General features: G+C 31.7%; 17 protein-coding genes. 11 read left to right on the forward strand and 6 right to left on the reverse strand.

Annotated features, from left to right (window positions below; translation table 11 throughout):
* Positions 1 to 8: 8 nt before the first annotated feature.
* The 7 genes from ACQYZ7_RS03950 to ACQYZ7_RS03980 all read left to right on the forward strand — a co-directional run bounded on the left by ACQYZ7_RS03950 (position 9) and on the right by ACQYZ7_RS03980 (position 9191).
* On the forward strand, positions 9 to 845 hold the full coding sequence (locus ACQYZ7_RS03950) for a ZIP family metal transporter (RefSeq protein WP_430728481.1): 837 nt from the start codon (positions 9 to 11) through the stop codon (positions 843 to 845).
* 75 nt (positions 846 to 920) lie between these two features.
* On the forward strand, positions 921 to 4043 hold the full coding sequence (locus ACQYZ7_RS03955; protein WP_430728482.1) for a UvrD-helicase domain-containing protein: 3123 nt from the start codon (positions 921 to 923) through the stop codon (positions 4041 to 4043).
* Positions 4044 to 4089: 46 nt separating this feature from the next.
* Entirely contained in the window at positions 4090 to 5283 is a 1194-nt protein-coding gene (gene kbl, locus ACQYZ7_RS03960) for a glycine C-acetyltransferase (protein WP_430728483.1), read from the forward strand.
* Positions 5284 to 5402: 119 nt separating this feature from the next.
* On the forward strand, positions 5403 to 6758 hold the full coding sequence (locus ACQYZ7_RS03965; protein ID WP_430728484.1) for an OmpA family protein: 1356 nt from the start codon (positions 5403 to 5405) through the stop codon (positions 6756 to 6758).
* 169 nt (positions 6759 to 6927) lie between these two features.
* On the forward strand, positions 6928 to 8439 hold the full coding sequence (gene atpD / locus ACQYZ7_RS03970) for a F0F1 ATP synthase subunit beta (RefSeq protein WP_430728485.1): 1512 nt from the start codon (positions 6928 to 6930) through the stop codon (positions 8437 to 8439).
* Positions 8440 to 8517: 78 nt separating this feature from the next.
* Positions 8518 to 8811, forward strand: a complete 294-nt coding sequence (locus tag ACQYZ7_RS03975; protein WP_430728486.1) for a FoF1 ATP synthase subunit delta/epsilon — start codon at positions 8518 to 8520, stop codon at positions 8809 to 8811.
* Positions 8812 to 8909: 98 nt separating this feature from the next.
* Positions 8910 to 9191 (forward strand): Sec-independent protein translocase subunit TatA/TatB, encoded by a 282-nt coding sequence (locus tag ACQYZ7_RS03980; protein ID WP_430728872.1) that lies wholly within the window; start codon positions 8910 to 8912, stop codon positions 9189 to 9191.
* Between the two features lie 19 nt (positions 9192 to 9210).
* Here ACQYZ7_RS03980 and ACQYZ7_RS03985 read toward each other — a convergent pair whose 3' ends face one another.
* On the reverse strand, positions 9211 to 9675 hold the full coding sequence (locus ACQYZ7_RS03985; RefSeq protein ID WP_430728487.1) for an Lrp/AsnC family transcriptional regulator: 465 nt from the start codon (positions 9673 to 9675) through the stop codon (positions 9211 to 9213).
* Positions 9676 to 9840: 165 nt separating this feature from the next.
* Here ACQYZ7_RS03985 and ACQYZ7_RS03990 point away from each other — a divergent pair, with 165 nt between their 5' ends.
* Positions 9841 to 10959: a histidine decarboxylase gene (locus ACQYZ7_RS03990; RefSeq protein WP_430728488.1), complete on the forward strand. Its 1119-nt coding sequence runs from the start codon at positions 9841 to 9843 to the stop codon at positions 10957 to 10959.
* A gap of 52 nt (positions 10960 to 11011) precedes the next feature.
* Here ACQYZ7_RS03990 and ACQYZ7_RS03995 read toward each other — a convergent pair whose 3' ends face one another.
* The 5 genes from ACQYZ7_RS03995 to ACQYZ7_RS04015 all read right to left on the reverse strand — a co-directional run bounded on the left by ACQYZ7_RS03995 (position 11012) and on the right by ACQYZ7_RS04015 (position 14022).
* Entirely contained in the window at positions 11012 to 11653 is a 642-nt protein-coding gene (locus ACQYZ7_RS03995; protein WP_430728489.1) for an O-methyltransferase, read from the reverse strand.
* A 113-nt stretch (positions 11654 to 11766) separates the two neighbouring features.
* Positions 11767 to 12027 carry a hypothetical protein gene (locus ACQYZ7_RS04000; RefSeq protein WP_430728490.1) on the reverse strand — a complete coding sequence of 87 codons (261 nt, stop codon included), beginning with the start codon at positions 12025 to 12027 and terminating at the stop codon, positions 11767 to 11769.
* Positions 12028 to 12034: 7 nt separating this feature from the next.
* Positions 12035 to 12607, reverse strand: a complete 573-nt coding sequence (locus ACQYZ7_RS04005) for a sigma-70 family RNA polymerase sigma factor (RefSeq protein WP_430728491.1) — start codon at positions 12605 to 12607, stop codon at positions 12035 to 12037.
* Between the two features lie 15 nt (positions 12608 to 12622).
* Positions 12623 to 13543: a TolB family protein gene (locus tag ACQYZ7_RS04010; protein ID WP_430728492.1), complete on the reverse strand. Its 921-nt coding sequence runs from the start codon at positions 13541 to 13543 to the stop codon at positions 12623 to 12625.
* Between the two features lie 5 nt (positions 13544 to 13548).
* Positions 13549 to 14022, reverse strand: a complete 474-nt coding sequence (locus ACQYZ7_RS04015; RefSeq protein WP_430728493.1) for a nuclear transport factor 2 family protein — start codon at positions 14020 to 14022, stop codon at positions 13549 to 13551.
* A gap of 167 nt (positions 14023 to 14189) precedes the next feature.
* Between ACQYZ7_RS04015 and panB the strand changes: the two genes are divergently transcribed.
* From panB to ACQYZ7_RS04030, 3 genes are read left to right on the forward strand one after another with little or no spacing between them, the layout of a single operon-like run.
* A complete protein-coding gene (gene panB / locus ACQYZ7_RS04020; RefSeq protein ID WP_430728494.1) occupies positions 14190 to 15008 on the forward strand; it encodes a 3-methyl-2-oxobutanoate hydroxymethyltransferase in 819 nt (272 codons plus the stop codon).
* 51 nt (positions 15009 to 15059) lie between these two features.
* Positions 15060 to 15998 carry a 2-hydroxyacid dehydrogenase gene (locus ACQYZ7_RS04025; RefSeq protein ID WP_430728495.1) on the forward strand — a complete coding sequence of 313 codons (939 nt, stop codon included), beginning with the start codon at positions 15060 to 15062 and terminating at the stop codon, positions 15996 to 15998.
* A 24-nt stretch (positions 15999 to 16022) separates the two neighbouring features.
* A complete protein-coding gene (locus ACQYZ7_RS04030; RefSeq protein WP_430728496.1) occupies positions 16023 to 16481 on the forward strand; it encodes a DUF1801 domain-containing protein in 459 nt (152 codons plus the stop codon).

Below are 16481 nucleotides of genomic sequence, written 5' to 3' on the forward strand. Positions count from 1 at the left end.
AAAACCATATGAATACATTTGATCAATTAGTAGCTTTTGGAAAAGAGCACCCAATTCAAGCAGCTTTATATGCATCCCTTTTTACATGGGGTTTAACTGCCTTAGGAGCAAGTTTAGTGTTCTTTTTCAAAAAAATGAACCGAGCTGTTTTAGATGGAATGCTAGGTTTTACAGGGGGAGTTATGGTTGCGGCAAGTTTTTGGAGTTTATTAGCACCGGCAATTGATAACAGTCCAGGAGAAGGATTTGTAAAGGTGCTTCCTTCAGCAATAGGTTTTGCTTTGGGGGCTGTAGCGTTGTTTGGTATGGATAAAATATTACCGCACTTACATATTAATTTTAAAGAGCATGAAGTTGAAGGTGTAAAAACAAGTTGGCACAAAACAACCTTATTAGTGTTGGCAATTACCTTACATAATATCCCAGAAGGTTTAGCAGTTGGAGTGTTGTTTGGGGCGGCTTCTACAATGGTAGGAGTAGAACAAACCGAAATGATTATCGCTGCTATTTCATTAGCTATTGGTATTGGAATTCAAAATTTCCCAGAAGGATTTGCAGTTGCAATGCCCTTAAGGAGACAAGGAGTAGGTCGTTTTAAAAGTTTTTGGTACGGACAATTGTCAGCTATTGTAGAGCCTATGGCAGCTGTTTTAGGAGCTGTAGCAGTATCTTTTTTCACACCGATTTTACCTTACGCATTAGCGTTTGCAGCAGGAGCAATGATTTTTGTAGTAGTTGAAGAAGTAATTCCAGAAACACAACGAGATAAATATACTGATATCGCAACTCTAGGCTTCATTGGAGGGTTTATTGTAATGATGTCGTTAGATGTTGGTTTAGGATAGGAACTAAATAAGAATAAACTTAAAAAGCTAAACAAATCCTGTTTAGCTTTTTGTATTTTGCATAAAATTTAACTAGTGCAGCAACCATCCATTTTTCAAGTATACAATGCTTCTGCGGGAAGTGGTAAAACATTTACTCTGGTAAAGGAGTATCTGAAAGTTTTATTACAATCCGAAGATATTTTTCGCTTTCAAAAAATATTGGCAATTACATTTACCAATAAAGCTGCAGGAGAAATGAAAGAGCGTGTATTAGATAACTTACAGGCTTTTGCAGAAGGAGAAACAAATGATTTGCTAGAGATTATTTTAGAAGAAACATTGCTTGATAGAACTGTTGTAAAAGATCGAAGTAAAAAAATACTGGATGAAATTCTTCGAAATTATTCTGCATTTTCAATTACTACTATTGATAGTTTTACCCATAAAATTATAAAAAGCTTTGCTTATGATTTAGGGTTACCACTTAATTTTGAAGTGGAAATGGATGCAGTTTCTTTGTTAAATGAGGCTGTAGATGTATTGATTTCTAAAATAGGAAGTGATGAGGCGTTAACTAAATTACTGATTGATTTTTCTTTAGATAAAGCTGATGATGATAAGTCGTGGGATATTTCTCGTGAACTCAATGAATTTGCTAAAATTTTGCTGAATGAAGATGATACAAAGCACTTTAAAAAACTAGCAGATAAGAAATTAAACAATTTTACTTCACTTAAAAACAAGTTACAAAAGCATCAAAAGCAAATTGTTAGTCGCTTTAAAGAGCTGGGAGAAGAAGGTTTACAGGCAATAAAAGGAGTACAGTTAGATCATAAAGATTTTTACCGATCGATGTTGCCAAATCATTTTGTAGCGTTGGCTCAAACCCCAGAAAAAGCAAAGTTTTTTGATCAAAGTAAATTAAGAGAACGAATTGAAGAGAGTAATTTTTATTCTAAGTCAAAATCAGAAGATGTAAAATCTGCCATTGAAGGAGTTTTGCCAGAATTGTTAAGATTGTATACAGAATCAGAACAGCTATATCAACAGTTTTCAATGAATAAATTAGCATTGAAAAGTATTATTCCGTTAGCAGTTTTAAACAATATCAATCAAGAATTATCGCACTTAAAAGAAGAAAATAATTTACGCTTAAATGCTGAGTTTAATCATTTGATTTCAGATAATATTAAAGACCAGCCAGCACCATTTATTTATGAACGAATTGGGCAGCGATTTATGCATTATTTTATTGATGAAATGCAAGATACATCAACCTTGCAGTGGCAAAACCTAATTCCATTAATTGATAATGCATTGGCGCAAGAAAATAGCAACCTATTATTGGTAGGTGATGGAAAACAAGCAATTTATCGTTGGCGTGGAGGGAAGTCAGAACAATTTATAGGATTAGGATCAGCAAAAGATAATCCGTTTCAAATTACTAAGGAAATAAAAACCTTAGAAACCAATTTCAGGAGTTATGCTGAGGTAATCAATTTTAATAATCAGTTTTTTCAACACACAGCAAGGTTTCTTCAAAACGAATCGTATAAACAATTGTTTATTGAAGGAAATAAACAATTAATAACCACTAAAAAAGGAGGTTTTGTATCACTATCTTTTCTAGAAAAAGAAGATAAGGAGGAAGAGAAAATTAAATATCCGAAGAAAATTTTAGAGCTTGTTAAAAGTTTAGAAACAGATTTTTCTTTGAATGAGATTTGTATTTTAGTTCGTAAAAAGAAAGACGGAATTGCTGTAGCCAATTATTTATCAGAACATGGAGTTGATATCATTTCTTCAGAAACATTATTGTTAGAAAATAGTTCAAAGGTTAATTTCATAGCAAACGTTTTACAAGTAATTCAACATCCAAAAGATAAAGAAACCTGTTTAGAAGTTCTTTATTTTTTACATAATCACTTAAAAGTTGTAGAAGATAAACACTCGTTTATAGCTGAGTTGATTCATCAACCAAACGAAAAACTTTTTCAAGAATTAAAAAGCTACGGAACGTCTTTTGAATTATCGATGTTTCATCAGTTACCATTTTATGAAAAAATAGAAGAAACTATCCGAGGATTCCAATTAATTACTTCTTCAGATGCTTATGTGCAGTTCTTTTTAGATGTAGTTTTAGAACAACAACGAAAAGGAACAAGTATTCAAGAGTTTTTAGATTTCTGGTCAGAAAAAAAAGATAAACTAAGTATTGTAGCCCCAGAAAGCGGAAATGCAGTACAAGTTATGACTATTCATAAGTCAAAAGGACTGGAATTTCCTGTGGTTATTTTTCCGTACGATTTAGATGTGTATCGACAAGTGAATCCGAAAGTTTGGTTAAATGAATTACCAGAAAACTATGATGGCTTCAAAGAGTTATTGGTTCCATTCAATAAAGACTTGAATTATGTAAACGATAGAGGTTTGGAAATTTATCAACAACAAAGAGAAGAGTTAGAGTTAGATAATTTTAACTTACTATATGTTGCCCTTACTAGAGCAGTTGAGCAATTATATATAGTAACGGAAAAGAAGATTTCGTCTAAAGGAGAAGAAAATACCAATTTCTACTCTGGGGTATTTATAAATTATTTAAAAAAAATAGATGAATGGAATGATGAGGTTTTAGAATATTCCTTTGGAAATAAAGAAAGAGTAAGTGTTCGAGAAGAAAAAATATCACAAGTCCAAATACAACAAGGTTTTATATCTACACCTTGGAAAGAACATAATATACATATGTTAGCAAGTGCATCAAAATTGTGGGATACTGAACAAGGAAAAGCTATTGAATTTGGTAATTTGATTCATGAAATGATGGCAGAAATTATTACTAACGATGATGTGGAAAAAGTTGTGTATCGTTATGAGCAACAAGGAGTGTTGCCGCAAGAGAAATCATCCGAAGTAATAAAAGACATACAACGAATTGTAAATCATTCAGAGTTAAAAGAATACTTTTCTGAGGAAGTAAAAGTGTTTAATGAAAGAGAAATAGTAGATGTAGACAATCAAATTGTAATTCCTGATAGGTTAGTTTTTAATATAGAAAATAAAGCAACAATAATAGATTATAAAACAGGGAAACCATCCAAAGCATACCATCAACAGCTGTTAAAATATGAACGAGTATTAAAGTCAATGAACATTGAAGTGTTAAAAAAAATACTAGTATATATTGACGAAGAAATTTTGGTTGAAGAAGTTTAACAACTAACTTTGGGCTTTTATAGCAAACAACTTTCAAACATAAATTATGTACGGAAAAATTAAAGAACAATTAGAACAAGAAATTCAGGACATAAAAGATGCTGGATTATATAAATCTGAACGTATTATTACTTCGTCACAAGATGCAGTTATTAAAATATCTACAGGAGAAGAGGTAATTAACTTTTGCGCAAATAATTATTTAGGGTTATCAAATCATCCAGAAGTAATTCAAGCAGCAAAAGACACCATGGATACGCATGGTTTTGGAATGTCTTCTGTGCGTTTTATATGTGGAACGCAAGATATTCACAAAGAATTAGAGCAAAAAATTGCAGACTTTTATACTACTGAAGATACTATTTTATATGCTGCAGCTTTCGATGCTAATGGAGGAGTTTTCGAACCATTATTAACAAAAGAGGATGCGATAATTTCTGATAGTTTAAATCACGCTTCTATTATTGACGGGGTTCGTTTGTGTAAAGCGGCACGTTACCGATACAATAATAATGACATGGCTTCTTTGGAAGAGCAATTAATTGAGGCGAATAAACAAGGTCACCGATTTAAAATTATTGTAACTGACGGAGTTTTTTCTATGGATGGAATCGTAGCTAAGTTAGATGGAATTTGTGATCTAGCTGATAAATACGATGCAATGGTAATGGTTGATGAATGCCATGCAGCTGGATTTATTGGTAAGACAGGTAGAGGAACAGTAGAGTTGAAAAATGTAATGGATCGTGTTGATATTGTTACAGGAACCTTGGGTAAAGCTCTAGGAGGAGCTATGGGAGGATATACTACAGGTAAAAAAGAGATTATTGAAATTTTACGTCAACGTTCACGTCCATATTTATTCTCAAACTCATTAGCACCAGCTATTGTAGGCGCTTCGTTAAAAGTATTTGATTTATTATCAAATGACACAACATTGCGTGATAAGCTAGAATGGAATACAAACTATTTCCGTACTGAAATGGAAAAGGCAGGTTTCGATTTAGTTGGAGCTGATGCGGCAATAGTACCTGTTATGTTATATGATGCGAAGCTGTCTCAAGATATGGCAAATAAGTTGTTAGAAGAAGGCATTTATGTAATAGGTTTTTTCTATCCGGTAGTGCCAAAAGAACAGGCAAGAATTCGAGTACAGTTATCTGCAGCTCATGAAAAAGAGCATTTAGATAGAGCAATAAACGCATTTATCAAGGTTGGGGAAGAGCTAAAAGTGATATAAATATCTTGTACAAAAACTTGCATTTATTGTAAGTTTTTGTAGATTTGTTTTTGTAAATAAGTTTGAACAACTTACATTTGCGTAATATATAAACGAACTTTTAATTTAAATTTTTAATAATGAAACAATTAAAATTAGCTGTGATGGCTTTATTTGCGTTTGCTGCAGTGAACGTTAGCGCACAGGATTCAGACAACCCTTGGGCGGTTGGTTTCGGGGTTAACGCAGTAGACGTTAGGATCCCTTCGGAATTTGGAGATTATGCTAAAGATTATATCGGTACTAGTGACTGGAATATCTTACCATCAATTTCAAGAGTAACTGTTGATAGATACTTAAGTGATGGTTTTACATTACAATTAGCAGGATCGTTAAATAAAATTGAAACTGTTTTTACTGAGGATGATTCAGATATGCTTTACTGGGCAATTGATGCTAATGTTAAGTATGACTTAAACAATTTAGTAGGTGATACAGGTTGGTGGGATCCTTATGTATATGTTGGTGGAGGTTATACTTCTATTGATGATCAAGGTGAAGGTATGTTAAATGCTGGTGCTGGATTCAACGTTTGGTTTAACGACAACTTAGGAATGAACTTCCAAACTGGTGGAAAGAAAGAATTTGCTGATAAAGTAAAAGATCACTTCCAACACTCAATTGGTTTAGTATTTAAATTCGGAGGAAAAGATACTGACGGAGACGGAGTATATGACAAAGATGATGCTTGTCCTGAAGTTGCTGGATTAAAAGAATTCAACGGATGTCCTGATACTGACGGAGACGGAATCAAAGATTCTGACGATGCTTGTCCTGAAGTTGCTGGTTTAGCTGCTTTAAATGGTTGTCCTGATGGTGATGGTGATGGTATTGCTGATAAAGACGATGCTTGTCCAACTGAAAAAGGAACTAAAGCTAACAACGGTTGTCCTGATGCTGATGGAGACGGTGTTGTAGACGGAAAAGATAAGTGTCCTAACACTGCTGGTCCAGCTGCTAACAACGGATGTCCTTGGCCAGATACTGACGGAGACGGAGTATTAGACAAAGACGATAAGTGTCCAAATGAAGCAGGAGTAGCATCTAACAACGGATGTCCTGAAGTAGTAATCAAGGAAGAAGCTGTTAAGAAATTAAACGAGTTCGCAAGAGCTATCTACTTTAACTCAGGTAAGACTTCATTTAGAAAAGGAGTTACTGGTAAATTAGATTTAATCGCAGGAATTATGAAAGAATACCCTAAAGCTAACTTTAGCATCCAAGGGCATACTGATAGTTCAGGATCTAACTCTTTAAACCAAAGATTATCTGAAAAAAGAGCAAAAGCTGTTTTAGATTACTTAATCACTAAAGGTGGAGTTGACTCAAAAAGATTAACTTCAGCTGGATTTGGTGAAGACTACCCAATTGCTGATAACAAAACAAGAGCTGGTAGAGCTGAAAACAGACGTGTTGAGATTAAATTAGTAAAGTAATTTAATTACAATCATAACATCAATAAAGGCCTCACATTTGTGAGGCTTTTTTTTATAGAAAAATACCCCGAAAGGTTTTTTAAATTCCACTAAAAAAATTACCTTTGCACCTTGAAAAAATGAGTTAAAACTCATATAGTAAATAAAATAACTTTAATTACATATAGTAATGTCTACAATAACAGGTAAAGTTTCTCAAATTATTGGTCCAGTAATCGATGTTGAGTTTAATACAGGAAATGCTGAATTACCAAAGATCTATGACTCGTTAGAAATTAAAAAAGCTGATGGTTCTATTTTAGTTTTAGAAGTTCAACAACATATAGGTGAAAATACGGTACGTACAATATCTATGGATGCAACTGATGGATTAAGTAGAGGTACAGAAGTAATCGCTACTGGGAACCCAATTCAAATGCCAATAGGTAACGATATTTACGGTCGTTTATTTAATGTAACAGGTGATGCAATTGATGGATTAGGAGATTTACCTAAGGAAGGTAAAGATGGTTTACCAATTCACCGTCAAGCACCAAGATTTGAAGATTTATCAACTTCTACCGAAGTATTATTTACAGGAATTAAAGTAATTGATTTAATTGAACCTTATGCAAAAGGAGGTAAGATTGGATTATTTGGAGGAGCAGGAGTAGGAAAAACAGTATTAATTCAGGAGTTAATTAACAACATTGCAAAAGGACACGGAGGTTTATCTGTATTTGCAGGAGTTGGAGAAAGAACTCGTGAAGGAAACGACTTATTACGTGAGATGTTAGAGTCTGGAATTATCAAATATGGTGATGATTTCATGCATTCTATGGAAGAAGGAGGATGGGATTTATCAAAAGTAGATAAACCTGGAATGAGAGGTTCTAAAGCAACATTCGTATTTGGTCAGATGAATGAGCCACCAGGAGCACGTGCACGTGTAGCTTTATCTGGATTAACAATTGCTGAGTATTTCCGTGATGGAGCAGGTGAAGCGCAAGGAAAAGACGTATTATTCTTTGTTGATAATATCTTCCGTTTTACACAAGCAGGTTCTGAGGTGTCGGCATTATTAGGTCGTATGCCATCGGCGGTAGGTTACCAACCAACATTAGCAACTGAAATGGGAGCTATGCAGGAGCGTATTACTTCTACTAAAAAAGGATCTATTACATCTGTACAAGCGGTTTACGTACCTGCAGATGATTTAACTGACCCTGCACCAGCAACAACGTTTGCTCACTTAGATGCAACTACTGTATTATCTCGTAAAATTGCAGAGTTAGGTATTTACCCAGCGGTAGATCCATTAGATTCTACATCAAGAATTTTAACTGCTGATATTTTAGGAGATGAACATTATAACTGTGCACAAAGAGTAAAAGAAATTTTACAACGTTATAAAGAATTACAAGATATTATTGCAATTTTAGGTATGGAAGAATTATCTGAAGAAGATAAATTAGTAGTTCACAGAGCACGTCGTGTACAACGTTTCTTATCTCAACCATTCCACGTAGCTGAGCAGTTTACTGGTTTAAAAGGAGTGTTAGTAGATATTAAAGATACGATCAAAGGATTTAATATGATTATGGATGGTGAGTTAGATAAATATCCTGAAGCAGCATTCAACTTAAAAGGGTCAATTCAAGAAGCAATTGATGCTGGAGAGAAAATGTTAGTTGAAGCATAAACCCAGTAATGATATATGAGAATTTAGAGGCGAGTACTTCTAAAAAACTCAATATTCAATACTCAATACTATAAAACTATGTTTTTAGAGATCGTAACACCAGAAGCTATTTTATTCTCATCAGAAGTAGACTCTGTAGTAGTTCCAGGTATAAACGGAGAGTTCCAAATTTTAAATAATCACGCACCAGTTGTGTCTATTTTAAAAGAAGGAAAAGTAAAAGTACATGTACATACTCAAGATCATTTAGTTTTTGATGATTTACATGGAAGCATTGAAAGGTTACCAGAAGATGATAAAGTTTTAACTTTAAAAATCAAATCAGGAACTATAGAAATGAAAGATAATAAAGCGATTATTCTTGCAGATTAATACGTTTTAGCTATAAAAATTAAAAGCCAAGCAAATATTGTTTGGCTTTTTTTTATTCAGTAAAGAATACCAGATTGAATTTAATTATCTTTGCAGTGATGAATGGAATATTTTTATTTATTGGAGGACCTGAGATTTTTGTAATCTTGTTAATTGTAGTCATGTTATTTGGGGCAGATAAAATACCCGAAATAGCAAGAGGGCTTGGAAAAGGTATACGTCAAATTAAAGACGCTACTAATGATATTAAAAAAGAGATTAATGATAGTGCGAAAAATCAAGGGATAGATACTGACTTTGTTAAGGATATAAATAATGAAATTAACGATGTTAAAGATAATATTGATGATTTCACAGGTCCAATAAAAAGAAGTCGTTAAGCTACAATAATAAGAAACATTATCTAAGCTTTATTTTTGTAGTGTTTTTTACCTGTTTCATTACAAATGAACTTTGAATATTAGAAATAACTTCTAATTGTGATAGTCTTTTTAATACAAAATCTTGATACTCATTCATATCTTTCAATACAATTTTTAACAAGAAGTCATAAACTCCAGCTATATAAGAAACTTCTATAATTTCTTCAATTTTAGACATATACTTTTCAAACTCTTTAAAAGCACTTTCTTGATGTTTTATAAGAGTTACTTGACAATATACAATTAAACTTTTATCAACAGTTTCTAAATTTAATAGAGCAACATATTTATCTATTATTCCATTAACCTCCATTTTTTTAATACGTTCATGAGTTGGAGTAATGGATAGGTTTACTTTGCTAGCTAGTTGTTTTATTGATTGTTTACAGTCTTTTTGTAACTCATCTAGTAGCTTTTTATCTACATCATCTAATTGGTGCATGGTAAGTTTTTCTGTTTTAAATTACTTTAGTACTCTATAAAAGTATTTAATACTTTATATCGAATAAATTTAGTTTATTTTTCTTTATTTAACCTTATTAAATAGTTTTTTATTCTTTAATAATATATTTGTTAAGTAATTCAATAACGTTTAAAATAGGTAGATATGAGTAGAATAAAAGAAGTTTATGATAGAATTAGTGAAGCTTCATCTAATTTTTTAGGTTATCCTTTGGCAAAAGATTTTAACTACAGTGAGTTTGCACCTTTTTTAAATTTATGTATTAATAATGTAGGTGATCCAGAATCTCCTTCAACCTTATCAATAGATACAAAAGATATAGAAAGAGAAGTTGTTAGTTTCTTTGCTGATATCTTATCTTCTTCAACTAAAGACGTGTGGGGTTATATTACCAATGGAGGAACAGAAGGCAACCTGTATGGTTTGTATTTGGCAAGAGAAAGTTTTAATAATCCAGTAGTTTATTATAGTGAGTCTACACATTACAGTGTTAAAAAGAATCTACACTTGTTAAACTTAAAAAATATAGTTGTAAGAAGTCAGGAGAATGGAGAAATTGATTATGATGATTTAGAAAGTCTTATAACGCTTCATAGAGATAAACCAGCTGTTTTCTTTTTAAATATCGGTACAACAATGACAGAAGCTGTGGATGATTTAGATAAAATAAAAGGCATTATTAAAAAGTACGCTATTAAAGATTATTATATTCATTGTGATGCGGCTTTTTTAGGATGTATTGCTCCTTTTGTTGAACCAAAGCCAAAATTTGATTTTTCAGAAGGAATAGATAGTATCTCTATATCAGGACATAAATTTATTGGAGGGCCTATTCCTTGTGGAATTGTTTTGGCAAAAAGGAAACACAGAGATAGAATTGTGAACTCAGTTTCGTATGTTGGAACTTTAGATACAACAATAACAGGTTCTAGAAATGGATTAACACCATTACTATTATGGTCTTTTATAGAAAAGCACGGGAAAGAAGGTTTAGCTGTAAGAACAAAAAAGGCTCAAGAATTAGCAGCATATACAGAGAGAAGGTTAAAAGAAATAGGAGTTAACGCGTGGAGAAATAATGAGGCATTAACGGTAGTTTTAGAAAAACCTTCAGAAGCTTTATGTAAAAAACATCAATTAGCCTCAGAAAATAACATGGCGCATATTATATGTGTTCCAGGAATACAAAAAGAACAAATAGATAGTTTTATTAAAGATTATGAAAAAGAACTATTTGTAGTCGAAAGGTTAACTTATAATTAAGCCTCTATTATAAATAAAAACAAAAAGCAAACCATATGGTTTGCTTTTTGTTTTAAATAACTCTACTAATAGTTAATCCGTCTCTTATAGGTAGTAATACGGTTTCTAAGCGACTATCTTCATTTAAAAGTCTATTATACTCTAAAAGAATTTTAGTATCAACATCTTTAGGGTCTAGTTCTTCAACGACTTTCCCACTCCATAAGACATTGTCAGATAAAATAACGCCACCTTTATTCATTTTTTCAATGATTAAATGGAAGTAATTTACATAATTAGACTTGTCGGCGTCTATAAATACTAAATCGAATTTAGAATCAATAGTAGGAATAATATCCAAAGCATTACCAACATATTGGGTTATTTGGTTTTTATATTCAGACTTTTGAAAATACTTGTATTGAAGTTCTTCTAACTCTTCATTTTTATCGACTGTATAAAGCATTCCTTCTTTTGATAACCCTTCTGCTAAACATAAAGCAGAGTAGCCTGTATAGGTGCCAATTTCTAAAATTGATTTAGGTTGAATTAATTTTGAAATCATAGATAAAACTCTTCCTTGAAAAGCTCCGCTTAACATGCGAGGATTTAATACTTTTTGCCAAGTCTCTCTACTTAGTTCTTGTAGTATTTTGGGTTCAGCTTGAGAGTGTTTAACAACATAATTATCTAATTCTTCAGGTAAAAAGTGCATATAAGTCATTTTTAGTGTGCAAAATTAAAAAAACGGAATTTATCACTATAATAAATTCCGTTTCAATCTAACAAAAAATCAAAAAATGGTTTTTTTAAAAAAACCAAAATTGTCTAATTAAGCTTGCTTAATTGTTCTTTTAATTCTTCTTTGTCTTTGCTTGACAAGCAAATTTTATCTTTATTACAGCTATTAGTTTTTACTTTTAAAATTTGTGACATTTTTCTGTTTTGCTTAGAATATAAAGCACATACTTTACATACAAATAAATGCCAATTAAGTTGTAATTTTTCATATACTGAAGCTTCTCCATATTGACTTTTGTCGCAAATGGTTGTGGCCTCATCACATGTAATTTTAAAAAATTTAAACATTATTTTTTTACTTATTAAACCAATTTTTTTCCATACAGCCTCTTAATTGTGTTCTTGCTCTATGAATGATAACCCATAGGTTTGACGGAGAAATATTTAGCTCCTTACAAATATCTTCAGTTTCAAACTGTTGTATGGTTTTCATTTTAAATACCATAGCATACTTTTCAGGAAGGTTATCAATACACCAATCTAGTTGGTTTTTTAACTCTTCATTTTCAATATCCTTGTCAGCATCGTTACCCCAGGTTTGTGGCACTCGTTCTTCAATCCAATCTCCTTCATTTTCTCCACTATCATAAAAACTCATTCGTACTTCAGCTTGTCCTTTTTTTGAGTTTATTTTTCGGTAGTAATCGATTATTTTTCTTTTTAAAATAGAAACTAACCATGTTCGTTCTGTAGACTTCCCTTCAAAATTCTTTGCTGATTTTAATCCTGCAAAAAAAGTTTCCTGCACCAAATCTTTAGCAATATTTGAATTGTTTACACGTACAATAGCGTAATTAAACAAGTAGTCAGCGTAATTGTCTACCCATTTATCAGGAAATAAAGTATTTGAAGGATTTGTTAGATTCATTAAATCAAAGATAAGTTATTTTTTGGTGAAATAAGTAACATAAACCCTACTTAGTCCGTTAGGATTTTTTTGAATAAAATCAATTATTTCTTTAAAATTTTTCTTTTCATTTAATTTATTTGAGATTTTACTTTTACTGGTTGTATAGTAAATTTTATTATTTACAAGATCTACAAAAGGACAATAATCTAATCTTTTTGAATTGATATTAGTTAAGTGTTTCGCTGGTAACCATTCGTTATTATCTCCTTTTCTACTTATATACAAATCACCCCTCCCGAAATCATCTTTTCTACCGTAAGAAGTAAAAACTATAAAACTTTCATCAGGTGCAACAAAGGCATTAAATTCATATTTTTCAGAATTTACTCCAGCATCAAGGGAAACAGGTTTGGTGTAAACACCATTAATAAGTCTACTTACATAAATATCTTCTTTACCCTTAGAGTTTTCATATTCTGCTGTAAAAAATAAATCTCCTTTATCTGTAACTGAAGGGTAGAATTCATTGGCAGAAGTATTAATTGTAGAGCCTATATTTATAGGGTTAGACCAATTATCAGACAGAGTCTTTCGTGTTACATACCAAATATCCATGTCTTCCTTTACCTCCCCAGAGTCATTATTTTTTCTATTAGAAGCAAAGAAAAGCTTCAACCCATCTGGAGATAAAAAAGGTTCTAAGTCTTTATATTGACCTGAAAAACTAACAACTTCAGGTTTTTGCCATTTGTTGTTTACTTTTTTTGAGTAGGCAATAAAAGAGTACTCCTTTAAATAACTTTCAACAGTAAAATAAAATTCATTTTCATTTTTACTCATTGAAAAATCTCTAACATTAGGTAATCCATTAAACAATTCAGGTAGAAATAATTTAGGACTTTGTGCAAAAGTAAAGCAAGAAATAAATAAAAATAGAAACCCAATTTTTTTCATAAAAACTATTGTTTAAGAGCTTCACAATTACCTCTACGTCTCATGTCAACTAAATAAATGATTTCCCATTTTCCGTTATTATTAAAAAGTTGAAAAGAATTTGCCCCACAATGACTAAACTTTCCATTTAAATAAAACTCATAAGGTGTCCAAACAGAAGCTAAATTACCATCAACTTTAATATCCCATGACAATAATTTCTCTAAACAGGCATGCTCAGGTTTTTTATTAGCAATATTGGTAAGTAGTTTAGTCTTACTTTCAGTAACTAAAACATTTCCCCCCTCTTTATTTGTAAAAGTAGTTTTAATATTAATCGCAGAGTTAAGAGTAGAACTTACAAGTGTACTATCACCTTTATGTAATCCATCAAAAAAATTTTCAATAGTATTTTTAATAGCTTTCTTTTCTGAGTTTTCTTGCGCACTAACAACTGTTGAAAGGACAAAAACAATTAATAGAGTAAATATTTTTTGCATGTTAGTTTGGTTTAGTTAGGTAAAACTATTAAAAAAATAAACGGATAAAGTTTAATTAACAGAAGATTAACGAGATTGAAAAAAGTAAAAAACGAAACGCTTATAGGTCTATAATAAATAAAACCATTGAATAATTATGTATTTTTACAATCCATAAAACAAAAGAAATGTCAGTAGCAAAAAAACAATATAAAAGAATTACCACTAAATCTCTTGTTGAAATGAAAGCAAATGGAGAGAAGATCTCAATGCTTACAGCTTATGACTATACCATGGCAAAAATCGTTGACGGTGCAGGTATAGATGTGATTTTAGTAGGTGATTCAGCATCAAATGTAATGGCTGGTCATGAAACTACATTACCTATTACATTAGATCAAATGATTTATCATGCAAGCTCAGTGGTAAGAGGAATTGATCGTTGTTTAGTGGTAGTTGATTTACCTTTTGGTAGCTATCAATCAGACCCAAAAGAAGCGTTACGTTCTGCAATTCGTATAATGAAAGAGAGTGGTGGGCATTCGATTAAATTAGAAGGAGGAAAAGAAGTAAAAGACTCTATTAAAAGAATTTTAAATGCAGGAATACCTGTAATGGGACATTTAGGATTAACACCACAATCTATTTATAAATTTGGAACTTACACCGTAAGAGCAAAAGAAGAAGAAGAGGCAGAAAAGTTAATGAAAGATGCTTTAATGTTAGAAAGATTAGGATGTTTTGCACTTGTACTTGAAAAAGTACCTGCTAAATTAGCTCAAAAAGTAGCTGAAGCTTTAACTATACCAGTTATAGGAATTGGAGCAGGAGCAGGAGTAGACGGGCAAGTGTTAGTAACTCATGATATGTTAGGAATGACACACGAGTTCAATCCTCGTTTTTTACGTAGATATTTAGATTTATATACAGGAATGACAAATGCATTTGAACAGTATATTACAGATGTAAAGAGTCAAGACTTTCCAAACGAAGAAGAACAGTATTAATATAAAAGTCTTCCTAAGGAAGACTTTTTTGTTTTAGAATATATTTTAAAAATGAAAATACTTCATTTAGACACCAATCACCCTCTTTTAATAAATCAACTAAAGGATTTCGGTTTTGAAAATTATGAAGATTATACCTCTTCAAAAACAGAAATTGAAGACAAAATTCACGAGTATGACGGAATTATCATCCGTAGTCGATTTACTATTGATAAATTATTTTTAGATAAAGCGACAAACCTGAAGTTTATAGGACGTGTTGGAGCAGGTTTAGAAAATATTGACTGTGATTATGCTGAAAAGAAAGGAATACACTTAATTTCAGCACCAGAAGGGAATAGAAACGCTGTAGGAGAACATGCGTTGGGAATGTTACTTTCCTTATTTAACAAGCTTAATAAGGCAGATACAGAGGTGAGAGAAGGAAAATGGCTTCGTGAAGAAAACAGAGGTGTTGAACTAGATGGAAAAATAGTTGGAATTATAGGTTACGGAAACATGGGGAAAGCCTTTGCTAAAAAACTCCGAGGTTTCGATGTAGAGACAATTTGTTATGATATTAAACCAAATGTTGGTGATGAAAATTGTAAACAAGTTTCTTTAAAAGAGTTACAAGAAAAAGTTGACGTGCTGAGTTTACATACCCCTCAAACTGAACTTACTTTGAATATGGTAAATGATAAGTTTATTAGTGGTTTTATAAACCCTTTTTGGCTACTCAATACAGCTAGAGGAAAATCAGTAGTTACAAAAGATTTGGTAACGGCGTTAGAATCAAAGAAAATTTTGGGAGCAGGATTAGATGTATTGGAGTATGAAAAAAAATCTTTTGAAAACTTATTTACAGATCAAGAAATGCCTAAAGCATTAAAGTATTTAATTAATGCTGAAAATGTGTTGCTTTCTCCTCATGTTGCAGGTTGGACTATAGAAAGTAAAGAAAAACTAGCACAGACTATTGTAGATAAAATCAAAGCAAAATTTTGTTAACTTGTAGCTTCAAATTCATGAAACATGAAATACGAAGCATCTACAGTAGAAGAATACATTAGTCAATTACCAAATGAAAGGCAAGAAGTAGTAAAAAAACTACAGACAGTTATTCGTAAAAACTTACCTAAAGGATTTGAAGAAGGAATCAATTATAATATGATTGGTTATTATGTTCCACACTCAAAATACCCGAATGGTTACCATTGTGACCCAAAACTCCCCTTGCCTTTTATAAATTTGGCTTCACAAAAAAACTCAGTGAATCTTTATCATAGTGGAATTTATGCTGAAAAAGAGTTACACGATTGGTTTGTAGCAGAATATCCTAAACACTCTAAAAGAAAGCTAGATATGGGTAAAAGTTGTATCCGTTTTAAAAAGATGGATGATATTCCGTATGAATTAGTTGCGAAACTATGTACAAAAATATCCGTTGATGAATGGATAAATATTTATGAATCCGTAATAAAAAAGAAATAG

The organism is Tenacibaculum sp. SDUM215027, assembly GCF_050566205.1.
GTDB lineage: Bacteria > Bacteroidota > Bacteroidia > Flavobacteriales > Flavobacteriaceae > Polaribacter.